This is a genomic window from Hungatella sp., assembly GCF_046966825.1.
In genome coordinates this window covers 52,527-71,955 of record NZ_JBKVCZ010000002.1, presented here as the reverse complement: position 1 = coordinate 71,955, position 19,429 = coordinate 52,527, and the positions used below count along the sequence as shown (strand labels likewise).

The following is a 19,429-nucleotide window of genomic DNA, read 5'->3' as shown; positions in this document are numbered from 1 at the left end:
GAGATAGAAGAAATGAAAAGAAAACAGAAAGTAGTCCGGATACATCCGCGTAAGAAACATAACCTTGCAACGCCCGTTTGTCCTTACTGTGGACGAGACGCTGTTTTGCGGCCAGCCGAGTATGTGTATGGTGATGATACGATAACTGCAGGAAGCATGCTGTATGTATGCAGCGGATATCCGGATTGCAATTCCTATGTAGGAGTTCATAGAGGAACGAAAAAGCCTATGGGCTCTTTGGCGGATAAAGAACTTCGTAATAAAAGAATCCGCGCACATCATGCCATGAACAGACTGATTGAAAGTGGGTACATGTGCAAAAATGGAGTTTATGCCTGGTTATCCTGCAGCTTAAACCTGCCGATTAAAGAGACACACATCGGACGTTTTTCAGATTATATGTGTGAGCAGACCATCATGGAGTGTGAGCGAGTATTAGAAAATTGGAAAGGAAAAAGAGCTGCATAAAGGGGGGCATAAGCACATGAGATTAGAGCCATCAGATAAACCAATGTACCACAGAATGGATCAAAGGGATATAGCATTGATTATGATACCTGTTTTTGGAATAGCAGCCTCATTGGGGCTGCTCAGACTGTAGACAAAATGGTTCCTGGTGCGATGCACCCGGAACCATTTTGAATTTTATATAGAGATATATTGGTTCGAATATACAGACAAAAGAACAGGGTTTCCTTAGCCCGCCCTTTCTCCATTTCCAGATTGCCAGTTTCTTTAGATTCATACATGCAAATAAAAGGGTCAGCTCCATTGTCACTTTTGCCAATCCTCTGTACTGTGTATATCTCATTCCATGTTTTTCTTTTCCGTCTGCAAAGACTCGTTCGATGGTTTCTTTCCGTTTCTGATAGATTTCTTTCATCCCTGTCTGATGACGGATTTCCTCCACCTTTTCCATGTACCCCTCCCATACATGGCGGCTTACCACCTTTACATGGTCTTTGCTTCCTGTACATTGGTTTTGGTACGGACAATCCTTACACTTTTTTCCATCGCTTTTGTATTCTCGGTATCCATCACGGTTTGTTGTGCTGTATTTTAGGATCTGATTATTCGGGCATAAATAACAGTCAAAGTATTCATCATATACATAATCGCTTTTTCGAAAATACCCTTTCTTTGTCATTGGACGTTTATAGGGCATAACCGGAACCTTTCCTTCCTCGATTAGCGTTCTTGCGATTGCTGGTATCTTATAGCCTGCATCCATTACATAGTATTTAGGATATTTTACCCGTTCGCTTACTTTCCGGTACAGTTCCCAAAAGGATACGCTGTCGTGGACATTCCCTGCTGTCACTTCAAAATCTATGACATAATTATTTTTATCACAGCAGGTATTGGCTGCATAAGCAAACACCTGCTTGTGTTCCCCTTTGTGGAACCAGCCACTGTCGGGATCGGTAGTGCTGACCTTTTTGTTTATGGTCTCTGGCGTGGACTCTTTTTCTTTCAATGGCTTTTTCCCGTGTTCCAGCCTGTCCTTCTCTATTTCCTCCTGCAGCTCCTTTTCGTAACATCGGGCTTCTTTTTCCATGGTTTCATTCTGATATTTATGAGGGTTTGCACTGGCTTTGATGTGGGTACCATCAATAAAAAGACTTTCCGTATCCAGGAAACCACAGGCATCCACCTCCATTAGAATCCGGGAGAATATCTTTTGAAAAAGATCCGTATCCTTAAAGCGTCTGGTATAGTTCTTCCCAAAGGTAGAGAAATGAGGGATATCCTCATACAGGCCGTATCCCAGATACCAGCGGTAAGCAAGATTCACTTCAATCTCTTTGATTGTTTTGCGCATGGAAGGGATGCCAAACACGTATTGGAGGATCACGATTTTCATTAATACAACGGGATCAATGCTTTCCCTGCCATAAGGTTTGTAGAGATCTTTAACCTCGTCATAAATAAAGCTTAAATCAATGGCTTCCTCCAGCTTTCGAACCAGATGACCGGAAGGGACGAGGTCATCCAGGCTTGCAATCTGTACCTGAGAACGTTCTGAATAATCTTTTTTCCCCATCATAAGAAAAAACCTCACTTTCGTATAGTACTATTATACTACATCGAAATCCTGAGTGAAAGAAAAAAGACAACCGCCTCCTATTAGGAGGCTAGTTGTCTACAGTCTGAGCAGCCTCATTGGGGCTGCTTTTTCTTGCGGCCCGTTTTCCGGCCATCATCGGTGGACCATTCATCGTACTTGGGGTGTGTGGTATGTTTGTAAGCGCAATTCGCTATTGGAAGCTAAAGCAGTTGATTATGCCATTAAGCGGATGCTACTTAGAAATTCAGACCAGTTGTTTTGTTGTAAGGCAACCTTGGAAGAAGGAACACTACGAGCAATGCAGAATCTATTTTAAGGAAGTTCAGGCGCTAATAAGGGAGGCCAAAGCAGGTGGTTTTTATCTACAGATTCCAGAAGGCGGTGAGAGTGAAATCCGTGGGTTTGGAGAAAACCGGCGGTGTTTTTTCTATGTCAGCCCATTTGGTTACCCGGAGGATAAGATGCAGGCCATGTACCAGACCATAAAAGAAAGGCTGCCTGAAACGGCAGAAATATATGAATATGAAACATGAATGGATGGGAGTTCCGGAAATGTTAATGAAAAAGCTAATCATAAATGCAGGTGTCATACTGGGCATACTGGCAGCGGGAGTTTTAATGGAGACTCATCAGGAGGGAGAAGGTGTTTTAAAACTCACAATACTGTGCGTGACCGGCCTGGGTCTTTACTTTCTATACCTTTGTCAGGTTATTTTCCAGAAGAAATATGAGACGCTGGTGGGAGAAGTGACCCTGATACAAAACTGTAAGGGCAGAAAAAGATATTGGGAAATTGAGGTGGTAGATGGGGAAGGCAGGGTAAAGCAGCTTCTGATACCGGTTCAGAGCGGGGTGAGAAAAGGGATTGTGTACCGATTTTTCTTGAAGAATGATATTTTGCTGGGGGTGGAGGAAATGTGATGAGTTATAGAAATATATGGTAATCTGAGGGTGAAGTATGTCAAAGATAGCCGTATCCTGCTTGACTACTTCAGTAGTAATAGCAGTAAGCGTATGTAATAAAATCAGCTGACTTGAAAAAGTAAATTCCAGTGCATGAGTAAATTCCACGCCCCTTAGGAAGTGGAATTTACTTTTTCATTTCAGGTGTAATAAAATCATTGTATGATTTATTGTTTATATGCCAAATTTTTGGTATAATTCAAAAGATAATATGCATATTTACATATACTCAAAACTCAGAAAAGTGGAGAAGGTTAATGGGAGAAGATGAGGAAAAGATAGAAATAGAGTTAGAACATGATGATATAGATGAAATGTATTATCAAGGTTTGTGGGGATTCAGAACAGACGAAAAGTATCAATTTTTTTATGATGAGAGTAATAATTGTAGAAAGTTTTGGATTAAGCCAGATGGGGGAAAGGGATTATTTAATACGGATGCCTATGAAGATTTCGTTTTGGCAGGTATTGTGCATGAGAAGGAAGATTATAGAGTTACTCTTGACGAAATAAAGGATTGTTTGGGTTTACAAAAAAATGTTAGAGAAATTAAATTCAAAACACAGTTTGCTTCTGGTGATTTTCTGGAATGTATGAAAAAGAAAAGATTAACATCTCTGTTCAAGTGGATTGACTTAAATGGATTATATATTCATTACCATTATGTTAATAATTTGTACTATGCGGTGGTAGATATAATTGACTCAATAGTGGACATAAATGAGGTAGAAGAGTATGGATTTCAATATTTTCTGATAAAGAGTTCATTCTATAAAATGCTGAAAGGGAAAGAACATAAATTGCAGAAGCTCATGTTCAGATATTGCTATCCTAATATTAGGAGTGAGGATATCAGGGGATTCTGCACTGGATTGACAGCTCTTTTTGACCGAAGATATGATTTGAAGCCAGAGGAGAAGTTTATCTCTGGGTTAATACAAAGGGCCAGCAATAATGAATCATTAATATTTGTGCAAAATAATACAGATTTCATTATGAAAGAGAACTATGTGGAATTCTATATAAATCCAATTCGTATGTTTAAAAACTCGTATCATACCTTTGATGAGGAATTAGCAATTCAGGAAGTTTTGAGTCAATATAGATTAACCAGAAACGGAAAAGAGGTAACCAATTTCAAATTTGTTAATTCTAAAACCGATGTGCTGGTTCAGATATCAGATGTAATAGCTGGTGTAATGGGGAAATTTTTGAGTTATATTAATAAAAGTGAGCTAATAGGGATTCGGAGGGATGTTAATGGACTTAATAGGACTCAGATAGAGAATATAATGCTGCTCAACGGTTTGCGTGATAAATCAAACAATAAAAACGTGGGGTTTCTTCAGGCTGTTACGGCACAATATGAGATTGATAAAATGAATCATTTTCTTGATTTAGTAACAGCCAGAAATGAAGCTACGTGATTACTGTATTGATTAACAGGCAAAATAGAAAGATTCGTTAAATCATAATTAGGAGGAAGTAGATGAGCAACATAGAAATTAAGCAATTAAGCGAAAAACAATATCTCCAAACGATGAGTAGCGGAATGAAGGATATCACGAAAGTTGCAGAATCTTTAGTAGATATCTGGAACTATGCGGAATATCTATTGCAAAATAATTTGCTATCAGAATATGGATTTCAAATGAGATTAATAGAAGCGGTTTACGTCAACAGTGAGAACACATATCAACATATCTTGCTTAGTACTTACCAGAAGAATCTTTATGTTGTGATTGTTGTAGATGTAATCAATAAAACTATTTTAGGACATTATATTCTTGACTTAAATGAAAAGTATGGCTTGAATAATTAAAAATTATATTGCAATTTGCTGGGGAGAGAATTGATTATTATATTCATATACATTAAAGAATAAACCACTCAAGGAGATGATAATATGTTGTCACAGGAAGAAAAAATCTATGTCGAACAGGCCTGCCTAAAATTAAAGGAACGTGGTTGGTTTCCTGGAGAGAAATTTGATCTATCCACTATCACAGAACAGGAAATTGCTGGTTTTGAGCAGCAACATCAAGTGACCCTGCCATCTCTTTACAGAACATTTTTGACCTCTTTCGCACTCCCTCAAAAAAGTATTCATATATGTGCCACTATCTACGACATGGGAGATTTTGGCCCCCTATGGTTAAGGTTTGACTGTCCGAGAACAATGAAGGACATATCAGAGCAGATGGAAATCCTGCAGGAGATTCGGGATTTTTGTGAATTGCCGGAGGGTTGCTTTCGGAATCTGATTCCGATTGGAGACTGGGGCGCGGGCTGGGGGCCTTTGTGTATAGACCTTTCTAAGCCAGAGGAGATGGTGGACGGGGACGATGAAGACACATGGTCTTTGGTATGGTTTGACCATGAAGATTTTGATTGGGATGAGCAATACCTTGGTGAAGATGGTTTGCTTCACGGGCAGGCGGCTTTACCAAGTCTAAAAGTATTATTGGATTGGTATTTTTATGGGGAATTGGAAAACAAGTATGAACAGGAGGAAGGTGTAACTCCTACCTATGAGTGGTATCAGGACACCTTGAAACTGTAAAATTTCTGCAATTAAATCTACAATACCCCTTTCATTATCTACTAATAATATTTTATTGCTTATTTTATCACTTCCTTGCTTTTATTCTTTTATCTAAAGGCTTTTTTGCAGTTGCATGTATAAGCCGGAGAATACTGGCACCTGGATATGTCCGGTAACATATCTCTTTTTAAATTATATTTCGAGTTTTGGAAATATTCAAATAAAAATCATTTAATATTGTACATGGACACTTGTATACGGTTTACCCTCTTTTCTTTACTGATCCACTTCGGAGCTAGTGGTAAAATCATACTCTCCATATTGATGATGAAACACCCTTGCAATTTCCATTTATGTGGATAGGTACGACATTGATGAAAGCTATGCTTAGTGAAAAAGGCTATAAGTGGACTTCATTAGCAGTATAAAAGGCTAACTATGCCTTGAGAATGTAAGAAGGTTGGTTTTGATCACATTTTTTGATATTTCTATTACAGCTAACAGGCAAATGGTGCGTGATGATATTTTTCTTTGTGGGAAAAAGTGAGGCGGGAACCATCTGCTGTAATGTGTACTGGCAGTTTGTAGGAGCAGTCCATCGCTTGTTTTCTTTATGATGCCAATAGTGAAAGGTTTCCAAAATTCCGCATATACTGTATCAAATCCCCTGCATGAGGTACACCATGGCGGACTGCCCTATTAACTCAGCCTCAGAGACCATTGCTGACTTTATCTACCGTAATGGAAGCCAGCGGCAATTTCCTGGTAATTCAGAAGATATTCTCTGTATGGACTTTGTAAGCACTGATTTCAGCATTATATATACCCCGCTAGATACCGTAGAACCTATATCACTAAGTAAGTTTACCTATTATAGTATCCCTGGACTGTACACACTGTTAGATAGTTCCAGCATGGACGCTTCCGGCATTTTGGCAACCCATGCATCACCTGCCCTTAGCAATCAAGGGAGAGGTGTTATAATTGGCATCATAGACACGGGAATTGACTATACCAATCCTTTATTTCGTAATCAGGATGGAACTACCAGAATCTTGAGTATTTGGGATCAGAGCCTTCCAGAAGATAAAAGCCTCCTTCCTGCCGGTGTACCCAACCGCTATAATGCCAGCGGGGCAAGCTACGGCACAGAGTACACGCAGGAGCAGATTAACGAGGCACTGGAATCTGATAATCCGTTTGCCGTGGTACCTTCTACCGATACCAACGGACATGGAACCTTTTTGGCGGGTATCGCTGCTGGAGGAATCCTGCCTAATCAGGATTTTACAGGAGCTGCACCGGAATGTGAACTGGTAATCGTCAAATTAAAACCAGCCAAACAATATCTGCGCGATTTCTATCTTATCAGTAATGATGCGGATGCTTATCAGGAGAATGATATAATGATGGGCATTAAGTACCTGCGTGTGGAGGCATACAGCCAGAGAAAACCTCTGGTTATTTTACTGGGAATCGGCTCCAATCTGGGCAGCCATGAAGGGACGTCTCCATTGAATGTAATGATTCAAGATATCAGCCGATATTTAGGAATGGCTACGGTAATTGCTGCAGGCAATGAAACTGGCCGGGGGCATCATTACATGGGGGCTGTACCGATAGGGGAAGAGTCCGTTGAGGTGGAAATCCGAGTAGGGAATGCGGAATCCCAACGTGGATTTGTAGTAGAACTCTGGGCCGACACCGCTGATACATATTCGGTTGGATTTGTCTCACCCAGTGGTGAATCCATAGGCCGCATTCCTATCATAGGCAGAAACGAAACCTCTATCCCGTTCCTTTTGGAACCCACGGTTATTGCAGTTAATTACCAGCTGATTGAGACAGGCGCAGGCAAACAGCTTGTTTTTATCCGTTTTGAAGCCCCAACTAATGGAATTTGGAGAATACGCGTGTATAATACCCAGTATCTTACAGGGCAATTTAATATGTGGCTTCCGGCCCATACCTTGATTTCTGATGAAACCGTGTTTCTGACTCCCAGCCCATATACGACCATAACCCTCCCGGGAGATTCTCCCTCTCCAATCACAGTAGGAGCCTATAATCATTTAAATAACAGCATCTACATTCATTCCGGCCGTGGATATACAATAGGCGGATTGATAAAACCGGATTTGGCGGCTCCAGGGGTTAATGTAAGCGGGCCATCGATAGGGCGAAGGAACCAAGACTCCATTCCCATGACTACCCGAACCGGAACCTCGGTTGCTGCTGCCCATGTTGCTGGTGCAGTCGCTAATCTTTTAAGCTGGGGCATAATAGAAGGACATAACATAGCAATGAGCGAAGCCACTGTCAAAGCATTTTTAATAAGAGGAGCAAAACGGAATCCAGCACTATCATATCCCAATAGGGAATGGGGATATGGGGCTCTGAACTTATATGAAACTTTTTTACGGTTAAGAGAAATAAGATGAATTATCTAAAGCATCAGATTCTTATGCATATCACGGATACGGGGGAAGTTGATGGATGTTTTGGCTGAGGTGCTAAAAAATAGTCTTATCGGTGGTAAGGGATTAATTTTGAGGTAGCGGTGTGCCGCCACAAATACGCTTGCACCGTATCGGTTAACGCCTTTTCCTTTTATATTTCATGTAGAGGACGGTTGGCTCGATATGCTTTTTCAGAGTAGCCAATCGCTGGTCAATGGGGTTCAGCTTAACCCGTATATCCATCTGCCTCCCAATCATGGACGAAAACTTTTCATCAAGTCAGAAATGGCACGGTTCTTCTGCAAATAGTTGAACAAACCATATGTGGAGGGTTGAAAATTGACACATACTATATATAGTGATATCATGAAAGTGGTACTGATTTGTGTGTGTTTATAAACTACATTCAAATGTTTGTTCCGGTGGTATCTATACCGGAAGCTAATTTTTAGGCGTAAGCCTTTTATATGAACGAGCCAGGCAGAGTCTCTGTCTGTAAAGTAAGATATCAGAAATCTTTGCGAATTTCTGATGTCTTATTTTTTTGCTTCCAAAAAGGAGAGTGGTAATTTAGGAAAAGATAATTAAAAATCAAGTAAACAGAGACAAGAAGTATAAGACGCCTGATATCTGGAAAGAGAACAAATATGTGATCAGAGTATTTAATTAGGAGGATGTATGAGATACGATTACAGGAAGATTAAAACTGAGAAAGTAGAAGTCAAAGGTATTGTTTGCGAATTTTATGATATGAGAATCGACAGAGCAACAGTACCAGATGGAAAATATCTGTATGAGGTGGCGGGCGATGACGACAGCGGGGCAGAACCAGCAAGGGTAGGAAAAGGTGTTCTGGTTAATTTTTATGGTTCCCTGATATGCAACCAACCACTATTGTTGGAGGAAAAAGTAATGTGGTTAGAAACAGGAGATTTTAAATATGTTTAAAATGAAAACCGGCAGATGCACACTACTGGATAGAACTTAGCGGGGAAGATTTCTCTGCTTGTAAGTAAGACATCAGAAATTCTGAAGAAGTTTTTGGTGTCTTACTTTTTGATCAAAAAGGAGTGAATGGAAAAAGAATGAGAAAGAGCAATTATGCCTGTGGAGATAGCAGGTTACGAGGTCGATGAAGCAGAAAATCCATTGGCTTTAGACAATGAGGAGTTCACTCCTAAAAATATATCAATCAAAATGTGAGGATAATTCGTCACGTAAGCCACGAAAAAAATCATCAAAATTCGCATTAAAAATGGATAATGCTACTAACTCGCTAACTTTTATATTCATGCGATTGGTTTCTAATTTTGCATAAGTGCTCTTAGAAATATTAAGATTCATAAGATGCAATTTGGCAACAGTTTCATCTTGTGTTAAACCAGCTAAATGTCGCAGAAATTGAATGTTGTGGCCAATATCCATATCTGGTCTTAGTTTTTGCATATATAATCCCCCTGGTATGTCTGCAAGTTTCGTAATAACGAAATATATTCTTGATTTTATAACCATTAAGAATTATAATGTTTCGTGATAACGAATTTTATACAATGGGGTGAAAAATATTTATTTATGAAAAAGGCTGATATTGAAAGATTACTGTTTTACTACTTATGCGGAAATGAAACGGCAAAAGAAATGTCTCAAGGAAATAATATAACGTATGAGGAGTTCGATAGAATTACCTATATACTCATAGAGTTGAAATTCTATAATTTATTAATGGAATTCTGGGATGAATTTTATAATCAATTCCAAGAGGATATTGATAAGTCGAATACAGAGGATTTTTCTGATAGCTTTGAACGTGAAATAAGCAGATGTGAAAAATGGCTATATCAATTTTGTGAAGAAGCACCAACACAAGAGTTACAAGGAATTTTAAAAGAAATATTTGATATATCATAATAGATATATCCCAAAATGGAGAAAGAAAGGAATTACGCCTTACTTTTTTTATGGAATATGAATTTACGCATTACCTATGAGATTATGAAGGAGAAGATGTCTCTGCTTGTAAGTAAGGCATCAGAAATTTGAAGAAGTTTCTGATGCCTTATTTTTTATATAAAAAATTAGACTTGACAAGCGACCAACGGTCGCTATATAATGAAAACGAAATAAGAAACGACCGATGGTCGTTATAAGGAGGTATCATAATATGCCAAAAGGAATTATGCTTACACCAGAACAACAAGAAGAGCGCCGAGAAGAAATAATCAGTGTTGCTTTGCAGCTCATAGAGAAAAATGGATTCCAAAAAACATCAATGAGGGAAATTGCGATTTTAGCAAACATGGGAAAGTCCAGTCTGTATGATTTTTTCAAAACGAAAGACGAGATTGTTGTATATGCAGTTGAGAAAGAAATAGAAGAAACAATTAAAAAGGTTCATAGGATTATTGCCGATGAATCCTCGCCGGAACAGTGTCTTAGAAAAATCATGCTGAATCATCTTGGAGTACCAAAGCAGTATCGAACGGTGCTGATGTGGTTAAATATAGAATCTGACTATTTAGAAGAAGATTATCGAAAGCGGCTGAAAACTGCGCGTTACGCATATCAGGATATTATAAAATCTGTAATTGAAAATGGAGTGGAATCAGGCGTCTTCCGTAAGACGAATGCCGATCTTATGACGGGTTTGTTAATTAACTCCATTATATCAATCATTTACACATCCCGACCATCAGCCAGTCCGGAGAAAATGCTTGATGAAACAATGGATATATTTCTACACGGAATTATGAATGATGGAGATGAATTATTATGATTTATTATACTCTACCCTTGTTGCATAAACAGGCAACCCTTGAAATGGTCGGCGGAAAAGGTATGTCTTTATCAAAACTTTTGACAGCGGGTATCCCTGTGCCGGAGGGCTTTCATGTTACGACTACTTCATACAAGATTTTTGTTGAAAAGAACCATATTCAGCCTCACATTAATAAGTTGCTGGACGGTATTGACTCTAACAATACCAGCCAGCTTGAAAATGTATCTACGCAGATAGGGATGCTTTTCCATAATGGAGAAATGCCGCAGGAAGTATCAGATGCAATTAAAACCGCATATGCCGGATTGGGAAATATAGCGGTGGCTGTCCGTTCCTCCGCAACCGCCGAGGATTTGCCCGATGCTTCTTTTGCAGGCCAGCAGGAAACCTATCTTAACATACAAGGTGAGAATGAAGTTCTTGACGCTGTAAAGAGGTGCTGGGCTTCCCTATGGACAGCCCGCGCTATTGCTTACCGCGTGAAGAATGATATAAAGCAGGAAATTGTCGCACTTGCTGTTGTAGTACAAAAGCTTGCGTTTTCCGATGCGTCCGGCGTTATGTTTACGCTAAACCCTATCAATGGCAGACGCAGCGAAATGATTGTTAACGCCGCGTGGGGACTTGGCGAATCGGTGGTTTCTAGCTTAGTCACCCCTGATACAATCGTTGTAGATAAAAATGCTGAACGAATTGTATCGTATGAAGTAGCAAACAAAGAGATTATGACAGTCCGCAACTCAGATGGAACAGAAGAAATCCCAACTCCTGAACAGATTAGGAAAAAACATGCTCTTACGCGCAATCAAGTTATGCGATTGACACAGCTTGGAAAAAAAATTGAGAAGTATTATGAAATGCCTATGGATGTAGAGTGGGCACTGGAAAAAGATAAGTTGTATATTGTTCAGGCTCGCCCCATTACTGTCCTACCGCCGGAATGGACGTTACCGGAAAAGGATGTTATATATACAAGAGGCAGTCTAGCGGAACACTTGCCAAATCCTGTTACGCCCTTATTCGCCACACTTGGGCTTGAAATAGTCAACCGTGCATCGGCGCTTTTATGGATAGATATGTTTGGTAAAAGTGCGAAAAAGCTACTGCCAGAAAACGGAGCATATACGATTATTAACGGATATGTTTATCTTTCCGCTAATTCAAAGCCTCTTTTGATTGCTGTCAAATCCCTTTCCCCCCGATCTTTACGCCGTGCGCTCACGAACAGTGTTGCACGCTGGGAAACAGCACGAAAAGAATTTGAGGATGTGATTAAACAATGGGAAGAAAAGCCCATGCATATGCTGAATGCTCATCAAATAATGGAGGGGATTCAGACTGTATTTTATGGAGCGTGTATTTATTTCACGAGGATTCAGCTTACATTGCCAGCCGCCTCTATCAGCGAAACATTATTTACAAAATTTTTTCAGGGAGCGGCTCGTTGCGCTGGTATAACAGATACTTCTGTTTTCCTGCTTGGATTTGATACGATTGCTCTGCAAGCCGAAAAGAACCTGTGGAGTCTCTCGGAATGGGTAAAGCAAAATAATACTCTCAACCTTTATCTGCAAAGTAATCCAACAGCAAAGATAGCGGAAAATTTTATGTCCTCAGTTCCGCCTGACGAAGTTTCGCTGGAAGTATGGATAGAATGGAAAAATCGAATCAATCAGTATTTTAAAGAGTTTGGTCGTACCGCTTATGAATTTGATTTTGCATATTCCACACCGCAGGAAACACTTACACCAACCTTTGAATCCATAAAAACCTTTGTAGAAGGAAAAGTTGAAAGTCCTTTTTTACGTCAATCCAAATTTGAAAAGCATAGGAAACAGGCAGAAGAAGAAATTATACAACATATAGGTAGCTCACGCAAAAAACTGTTTTTGAAGTTGCTCCATTGGGCGCAGGAAACTGCTCCTATGCGTGAAAATGCTATTTATTTGATGGGAATGGGGCATCCTCTGATTCGCCGGATGTTTCATGAAATTTCAGCACGCCTTATACGTGGCGGAGCTACTTCGCATATAGATGATATTTATTGGCTCACAAAATTGGAATTGGAAAAACTCATAATACAGTTAGACGAAAATATACCTTTATCCGATAGAAGAAATTTGATACTTGAGCGAAAAGCGGAACTCAAAAAGTATCAGGGCTATGTGCCACCAGCTCAGTTACCTGAGAAGAAAGTAAAAAGCATATCACATGCACCCCAGAAACAAAAAGATGGAAAAACCATGTTGAGGGGGATAGGAACCAGTTCTGGTGTCGTGACAGCTCGTGCCTGCGTACTAAATAGTCCGGCAGATTTTAAAAATTTCCAGCCGGGAAGTGTTTTGGTTGCCGTTACTACAACTCCGGCTTGGACACCCTTATTTGCCTCTGCAAGTGGAATTGTAACGGATATTGGAGGTCCTCTCAGTCATTCAAGTATTATTGCACGGGAATGTGGTATCCCTGCCGTTATGGCGACACACACAGCCACGAGAAGTATTAAAAATGGACAAATGATAACGGTGGACGGCTCGGAGGGGACGGTGACGATTGATGAATAAAAAGCCGATTTTCGCTTTAAAGCTTGCTACTTTGGTGATTGCGTTAGGATATAGCTTAATTCTTCCGGTCATGCCATTTTACATGGAAAATCTAGGTGCTGGCGGTCGTGAGCTTGGATGGCTCACTGCCGTATATGCTCTGGCACAAACAGTATGCGCACCTTTTTGGGGTGCACTGTCCGACCGAATTGGTAGAAAGCCGATTATCAGCATTGGTATTATAGGATATTCCATCAGTTTGTTCCTGTTCGGTTTGGCTTCATCCTTTTGGACGCTATTTATAGCTCGCAGTTTATCGGGTATTTTGTCATCTGCTACGTCCGTTGCATCTTTGGCATATGTTGGAGATTCCAGCTCGGAAGAAGAAAGAAGCAAGAATATGAGTCAACTTGGAGCTTCAATGAGCGTTGGCGTAATGATGGGACCATTATTGGGAGGCATTCTTGCAGGCTATTCGCTTGCGTTCCCATTTTTTACAGGAGCCGGCATTTCATTTATTGCCTTTCTGCTAATTCTAACACTTTTGCCAGAGTCAATTGAGCGTTCAGGACAGACGGAAAAAAGAAAAACCTTTGATTTTTCAGACCTGAAAAGTATAATTTTTGGCTCAGCAGGAATGGTTTTGATACTTATTTTCGTTGTGCATTTCTGTCAAACAGGCTTGCAAGGAATTACGGGGCTGTATGTCGTAGATAAGTTTGGATTTTCCACTAAGCAAGTTGGTGTTATATGGATGGCTCTAGCAGGTATTTTGATTGTAGTACAAGGCTTTTTGACTGGTCCTTTATCAAAAAAAATTGGTGAGAAGCGACTAATACTGATAGGTATGTTTTGCAAAGCCTTAGTAGCGTTTGCCATGGTATTGACAACTGGGTTTGTTAGTGTGTTGGTGGTTTTTGGCTTATTTGCGGTATCTTCTGCTATTACAGTACCCACATTAAACGCAACCCTTTCAAAAACTGACAATCAGCATAAAGGAACACTGATGGGATTTGCCAGTACCGCCGGAAATCTTAGCAAAGTTATTGCTCCTTTATTAGCTGGGTATCTGTATGAAAGCAATATTGAATTACCATATATAACCACGGGAGGGATAGCCTTAATCGGAGTGGTTATCTGCTATATCTGGATAAAAAATCAAAGTCTTGCTACTACTTAAACCTATAATATCCTTAATTCATTATGACAAATTCCAATTCAACAGTTTTGATACATAAGGAGGTAATAGGAATGCACCAAAGGGAAGCAACCTCACATCATTCACAAGGAAGCTAAGAAAGAAGATAGAGCCGTCCCCAGACTATCCACAGTACATATTAACTGTCTGGGGTGTTGGCTAAAAATTCAACAAGGTAATGATTTGAAAATAGAAGAATGCAAGTAGATACGAAATTGATAAATTTGAAATTATGGGGGTACATTACCATGAAAAAAATGATTGCATATTGTGGACTGGATTGTGAAAAATGTGATGCATATATTGCAACAATCAATGACAACCAAGAATTACGAAAAAAAACTGCGAAGCTATGGGCTGAATTAAATAATGCACCTATTCTTCCTGAGCATATTAACTGTCAAGGCTGTCGTGTTGACGGAATTAAAACCGTATTTTGTGATAATATGTGTGGTATTCGCCAGTGTGCATTAGAAAAGGGTGTTGCTACTTGTGGCGATTGTTTGGATTTAGAGAGATGTCCCACTGTTGGAGAAATCTTAGAGAATAATCCGTCTGCTTTGAAGAATTTGAAAGGATAAATCTCAATTTGTAAAAGTCAATAATCCAAAGATAAATTTTATTTGAAGGGAGTATGCAGGCTATGGATAACTGGTTTACAATAGATAGAGTAGACCGTTGTGATTTACCAAATAACTTCAACGTATATGATTAAGAGCTTTTTCAAGGAATGCCAACAAAAATTGTAACTGACCATGATGTGATAGATATTGGAGGACGGCAAATTGAAGTGTTGCATACACTTGGACATTCACCAGGGCATTTGTGCTTTTGGGAAAAAGACAAAGAATACTTATTTACTGGCGATTTGGTATATAAAGATATACTGTTTGCATACTATCCTTCTACTGACCCTGAAGTATATCTTGCTTCATTGAACTAACCGTGTGATTAACATAGACCACCAGCTATTGCGTGATACAGAGGTGGGTTACTATATTTCCACACCTAAGACAAAAAACGGGAAGCGTGAGCTTCCATTGACAGAAAGAGCATATCAGGCACTTAAACGAATTTTAAAGAACCGAGGAAAAGCACAACCGCTTGTTGTTGAAGGTTACAGCAATTTCTTGTTCTTGAACCGTGAGGGATTGCCAAAGGTGGCAGGAAATTATGAAAGTATGGTGCGTGGGCTGCTTAAGAAGTACAACAAGATCCATAAGGACAAGTTGTCAAACATCACGCCCCATTCATTCAGACATACTTACTGTACGAACATGGCAAATAAGGGAATGAACCCTAACACCCTGCAATACATCATGGGACACGCAAACATAACGGTATTATGTTCACGGTACTTTCCAGTCTGTAAAGGCTGAATTAGAAAGGCTGGCTTCTTAATATCGAAAATGTATCTTACTTTTATTTGAGTTTCAGCGGAGGAAAGGATTCCACAGTACTCATGGATATTGCAAGGCAGATAGACAATCGGATACTTGCCGTATTTGTTGATACCTGGCTGGAATACCCCCAGATTCGGAGTTTTGTAGGAAAGTTTGATAACGTGGTTATGCTGAAACCAACAATGGGGTTAAAGGACATTATCAGACAATACGGCTGGTGCTTTCCCGGCAAGGATGTAGCGCAAACCATCTGGTATGCGAGGCAGGGAAAGGAATGGGCCCTCAACAAGTTGCATGGATTGGATCGGAATGGAAAAAAATCTGAGTATCGGCAGGGGTATACAAAATGGCTACCACTGTATGAATCGGATATTCTGATATCACACTACTACTGTGTTAAGCAGAATGAGGAGCCGATTGCCCTGTATGAGAAGCAGACTGGACGGCATCCCATTTTAGCACTTATGGCAGAGGAATCTGCCAGGCGCAAGGAAGCATATCTTCGTACTGGCTGTAATAGCTTTGAAAGCGAAAGGCCACTTAGTAAGCCAATGGGATTTTGGAGAGCACAGGATGTGCTCCGGTATACAGTGGAAAAACAGTTAGAAATTGCAGAGCCTTATGGTGAGGTGGTCGAAGTGGGGCAAGTTCCCGGTCAGATTGGATTCTTTCCATCATGTGGGCCGTTTAAGTGCACAGGAGAACAAAGAACCGGCTGTCTGTTCTGTCCGGTGGGCTGTCATCTGACAAGCTTTGAAAAATTCGTAAGGCTGAAAGCATATAATCCCAGGCTTTATGATTTCTGTATGGAGGAATTGGGAGAGAAAAAGCTGCTTAGCTGGATAGAGATAAACTATAGGAGAGGATATAAACAGATTGTATGATGCTACGATTTAGCAATCACATTGAATTGGATAACTATATATAGAACTGGAATATTGACAAACACTATATATAGTGATAAAATAAACATGACATTGATTTGTGCCGCTTTTTTACTAAGCGCATTGGAATGTTTGTTCCGGGCAACCGGAAGCTAAGTTTTTCAGGCATGAGCCTAACATAAGAAAGCCAGGCAGAGAAGCAATCTCTGTTTGTAAGTAAGACATCAGAAATTTGAAGAAGTTTCTGGTGTCTTATTTTTTTGCTAAAAAAAGAAAAGGAGAAAGAAAAAATGAACATGGAAACCCGTAAGACAAGTTTTGAAGAGAAGTTAAAGGAGAACTTGGGTGCGGAATATAAAGTGACATTTCCGCAGCGAATGGAAAAACAGGACGAGGAATTTCTCCGGGTTGGAGTCCAAAAATCCGGTGAATCAGCTGGAATTTGGATATACCTAAACGGCAGTGAGTTTCATTGGCTGGATAATGAGGAAGACATTCAAAGGGCGGTAACAAAAGTGATAGAAGAGTACAAAAAAAAGAGTGAATTCTTAAATGGTCCATATCTTACAGGAGATAGCTTTAGCAACGTAAAAAACAATCTTGTTTGTGCATTGGCCAATCGCGGAGACAATGAGGAAGTGCTGAAGTATATACCGAATATCAGATACTACGATATGGTGGCGTACTTCTTGATTTTTATTACGGTGGATGGAGAATCGTATGTTAGAACCGTGGTAAACGAGGATTTAGACCGGTGGGAAGTGAAGCTGCAGGACGTGCTGGAAACGGCAAAGTCAAATATAGATCTCAATCCGCCGGTGATTGAAATGGTTGAAATTAAGGACTGGAAGGTGATATCAGTTCCAATAGGAAACACATTTGGTGAGATGCTCCAATCTATCAAAAGCCATCAGGAACAGAAGAACCCTATGTATGTGCTGTCAAATCAAAGTGGCCGGTATGGAGCCAGCAATATGATTGACAATCATCTGTTGGGACAGATTTCAGAGAGCTGCAATGACAGCCTCCTTATACTTCCGGTAGACATTCATGAGATTATATTAATTCCGTCCAGAAAAAATAGAACCTCTATTGCGGATTGGAAAGCTGTGATACATGCCTTAAATATTGAAAATAAAGGAGTGAAGCTTTCTGACCTTGTATATTTGTTTGACCGGGCGGATAAGAAACTGCATGTAGCAAAAAATGATGATTTTCAGGCATAAGGCCTGGACAAAAATAAAAGAAAGGAAGGAAAACAAATGAAGTTAGAAGCAAGATGGGATAATGCAGGGAGAGACCAGCTCACAATCGGCGAAATGGTTGAGATGGGAAAGGATGGCTATGAGTTTGTTATCAGCGGAGGCCATATTGTATCTGTTCTAATTAACTTATAAGGAGAGGGCGCATATGAATTTTGCAGATGATTTTTCAAAGACATTCTGTGATAAGGAAGAGTTTCTCGAATTTTTGGATGGGATTGAGTGCGGGGCAGAATGGCAGAAACATCCCACCAATACCGTTCTTGTGATTGCCGGAGAGGAAGAACCAGAGATTTGCGAGAAGATAAAGGACATGGACGAGAAAGAGGAAATCATAAAAGATACAATGAAGAATTCCGGCCTGTTCTTATGCCTTGGCAGTACCTATTATCCGGTCGGACAGACCACCATGAAGTCAATCGAGAGCAGGGCCAGGATTGCAGGTTCTGCGCTATTGGATTTGCCGAAGGGGAAATTAGCCCAGGTATTAAATGACTGTCTGAAAGTGACAAAGGGAAATGCACTTGTGAGAATTCATGAAGGAAAGGTGCGCGCGGTACATGGCGGAGACCCAAGTGACTATTCCGTCCTGCCAATGCCGGAATTATTTGAAGTAGCATCTATCTATGTTGCAGAAAACTATGACAAGGCTACCTTTTCAAACGGCCTGTTCAGTCATTCTCTGGCAATGGCGTCCTGGGAATTGGAAGAAAAAGGGCTCTTGGATACATACCGGGAACTGCTGCTCCAGTATGGCTTACAGGCAGATAACGTATTATCAGCTTTGATTCGTGTCCAGACATCCGATGTTGGCGTAAGTGGTGCGAATATCTATTATTCTCTTCTGCTGGGAGCAGAGAAGAAGCCGTTGATTTTAGGAAAACCATTGAAATTGGAGCATACAAATAATGCATCCATAGAAGATTTCTCTCAGAATATGGGACAGATATTTGCCAGATATCAGGAGGCCATTGGTGATTTGTCAAAGCTGTTTCATGTATATGCCAGCTATCCGGCTAACGTTATGGCTAGTGTTATGATTAAGGCTGGTATCAGTAAGGCGCTGACAGCCCAGACGGTAGAACAGTTTAAGGCCGGACATGGACCGGGAATCTGTAATGGCTATGATATTTATTGTGGAATCTGTGAGGCGATTTTTCTGGCACAGAGCAATGGAATGGGTGCAAAGGCATTAACCGATTTGGAAGAGATGGTTTCACGGTGCTTGACCTATCGTTTCCATGAATATGATATCCCAGGAACAATTCTGTACTAATGAAAGAAATAAGGCAGGGCAGGGACCCCTACTGTTCTGTCAGAAAGGAGACAAT

At 40.2% G+C, this 19,429-nt stretch carries 19 protein-coding genes and 3 pseudogenes; 20 read left to right on the top strand and 2 right to left on the bottom strand.

All coding sequences use genetic code 11. The features are described 5' to 3' along the window. Positions 1-12: 12 nt before the first annotated feature. Complete coding sequence (locus tag ACLTD4_RS01260; RefSeq protein WP_117623085.1) at positions 13-468, top strand: zinc-finger-containing protein; 456 nt, start codon at positions 13-15, stop codon at positions 466-468. 109 nt (positions 469-577) lie between these two features. Here the strand turns inward: ACLTD4_RS01260 and ACLTD4_RS01255 are convergent, their stop codons facing one another. Continuing rightward, a complete protein-coding gene (locus ACLTD4_RS01255; RefSeq protein ID WP_412331079.1) occupies positions 578-2,047 on the bottom strand; it encodes an IS1182 family transposase in 1,470 nt (489 codons plus the stop codon). Positions 2,048-2,163: 116 nt separating this feature from the next. Between ACLTD4_RS01255 and ACLTD4_RS01250 the strand changes: the two genes are divergently transcribed. From ACLTD4_RS01250 to ACLTD4_RS01220, 7 genes are all read left to right on the top strand, one after another. Further along, positions 2,164-2,601 carry a hypothetical protein gene (locus ACLTD4_RS01250; protein WP_412331078.1) on the top strand — a complete coding sequence of 146 codons (438 nt, stop codon included), beginning with the start codon at positions 2,164-2,166 and terminating at the stop codon, positions 2,599-2,601. 19 nt (positions 2,602-2,620) lie between these two features. After that, complete coding sequence (locus tag ACLTD4_RS01245; RefSeq protein WP_243008270.1) at positions 2,621-2,989, top strand: hypothetical protein; 369 nt, start codon at positions 2,621-2,623, stop codon at positions 2,987-2,989. 299 nt (positions 2,990-3,288) lie between these two features. Beyond that, positions 3,289-4,458, top strand: a complete 1,170-nt coding sequence (locus ACLTD4_RS01240; protein WP_117623082.1) for a DUF3800 domain-containing protein — start codon at positions 3,289-3,291, stop codon at positions 4,456-4,458. Positions 4,459-4,520: 62 nt separating this feature from the next. Then, entirely contained in the window at positions 4,521-4,853 is a 333-nt protein-coding gene (locus ACLTD4_RS01235) for a hypothetical protein (RefSeq protein WP_243008271.1), read from the top strand. 84 nt (positions 4,854-4,937) lie between these two features. After that, positions 4,938-5,594: an SMI1/KNR4 family protein gene (locus ACLTD4_RS01230; protein WP_029466921.1), complete on the top strand. Its 657-nt coding sequence runs from the start codon at positions 4,938-4,940 to the stop codon at positions 5,592-5,594. 665 nt (positions 5,595-6,259) lie between these two features. Further along, a complete protein-coding gene (locus tag ACLTD4_RS01225) occupies positions 6,260-8,017 on the top strand; it encodes a S8 family peptidase (protein WP_117623081.1) in 1,758 nt (585 codons plus the stop codon). Positions 8,018-8,713: 696 nt separating this feature from the next. Then, positions 8,714-8,983, top strand: coding sequence for an LPD28 domain-containing protein (locus ACLTD4_RS01220; RefSeq protein ID WP_117440353.1), 270 nt, complete (start codon positions 8,714-8,716; stop codon positions 8,981-8,983). A gap of 240 nt (positions 8,984-9,223) precedes the next feature. Here the strand turns inward: ACLTD4_RS01220 and ACLTD4_RS01215 are convergent, their stop codons facing one another. Further along, positions 9,224-9,481, bottom strand: coding sequence for a helix-turn-helix domain-containing protein (locus tag ACLTD4_RS01215; protein WP_117623080.1), 258 nt, complete (start codon positions 9,479-9,481; stop codon positions 9,224-9,226). 126 nt (positions 9,482-9,607) lie between these two features. Between ACLTD4_RS01215 and ACLTD4_RS01210 the strand changes: the two genes are divergently transcribed. The 12 genes and pseudogenes from ACLTD4_RS01210 to ACLTD4_RS01155 all read left to right on the top strand — a co-directional run bounded on the left by ACLTD4_RS01210 (position 9,608) and on the right by ACLTD4_RS01155 (position 19,374). Further along, entirely contained in the window at positions 9,608-9,943 is a 336-nt protein-coding gene (locus ACLTD4_RS01210; protein ID WP_029466920.1) for a hypothetical protein, read from the top strand. 253 nt (positions 9,944-10,196) lie between these two features. Continuing rightward, positions 10,197-10,808 (top strand): TetR/AcrR family transcriptional regulator, encoded by a 612-nt coding sequence (locus tag ACLTD4_RS01205; RefSeq protein ID WP_025531834.1) that lies wholly within the window; start codon positions 10,197-10,199, stop codon positions 10,806-10,808. Continuing rightward, positions 10,805-13,372 carry a PEP/pyruvate-binding domain-containing protein gene (locus tag ACLTD4_RS01200; protein WP_117634060.1) on the top strand — a complete coding sequence of 856 codons (2,568 nt, stop codon included), beginning with the start codon at positions 10,805-10,807 and terminating at the stop codon, positions 13,370-13,372. Before ACLTD4_RS01205 ends, ACLTD4_RS01200 begins: the two co-directional genes overlap by 4 nt. After that, a complete protein-coding gene (locus ACLTD4_RS01195) occupies positions 13,365-14,531 on the top strand; it encodes an MFS transporter (protein WP_181988610.1) in 1,167 nt (388 codons plus the stop codon). Before ACLTD4_RS01200 ends, ACLTD4_RS01195 begins: the two co-directional genes overlap by 8 nt. Before the next feature lie 85 nt (positions 14,532-14,616). Continuing rightward, a pseudogene (locus ACLTD4_RS01190) lies at positions 14,617-14,712 on the top strand (helix-turn-helix domain-containing protein); the annotation flags it as partial. 85 nt (positions 14,713-14,797) lie between these two features. Continuing rightward, positions 14,798-15,130 carry a DUF3795 domain-containing protein gene (locus tag ACLTD4_RS01185; protein WP_025531836.1) on the top strand — a complete coding sequence of 111 codons (333 nt, stop codon included), beginning with the start codon at positions 14,798-14,800 and terminating at the stop codon, positions 15,128-15,130. Positions 15,131-15,222: 92 nt separating this feature from the next. Beyond that, positions 15,223-15,486, top strand: a pseudogene (locus tag ACLTD4_RS01180) (MBL fold metallo-hydrolase); the annotation flags it as partial. 4 nt (positions 15,487-15,490) lie between these two features. Continuing rightward, positions 15,491-15,950 (top strand): annotated as a pseudogene (locus ACLTD4_RS01175) (site-specific integrase); the annotation flags it as partial. Positions 15,951-15,975: 25 nt separating this feature from the next. Further along, complete coding sequence (locus ACLTD4_RS01170) at positions 15,976-16,836, top strand: phosphoadenosine phosphosulfate reductase family protein (protein ID WP_270467505.1); 861 nt, start codon at positions 15,976-15,978, stop codon at positions 16,834-16,836. 290 nt (positions 16,837-17,126) lie between these two features. Next, on the top strand, positions 17,127-18,062 hold the full coding sequence (locus ACLTD4_RS01165) for a DUF5688 family protein (protein WP_117623076.1): 936 nt from the start codon (positions 17,127-17,129) through the stop codon (positions 18,060-18,062). 36 nt (positions 18,063-18,098) lie between these two features. Further along, entirely contained in the window at positions 18,099-18,233 is a 135-nt protein-coding gene (locus ACLTD4_RS01160) for a hypothetical protein (protein ID WP_002591431.1), read from the top strand. 13 nt (positions 18,234-18,246) lie between these two features. After that, positions 18,247-19,374 carry an endonuclease III gene (locus ACLTD4_RS01155; RefSeq protein ID WP_117623075.1) on the top strand — a complete coding sequence of 376 codons (1,128 nt, stop codon included), beginning with the start codon at positions 18,247-18,249 and terminating at the stop codon, positions 19,372-19,374. The last annotated feature ends 55 nt before the right edge of the window (positions 19,375-19,429 follow it).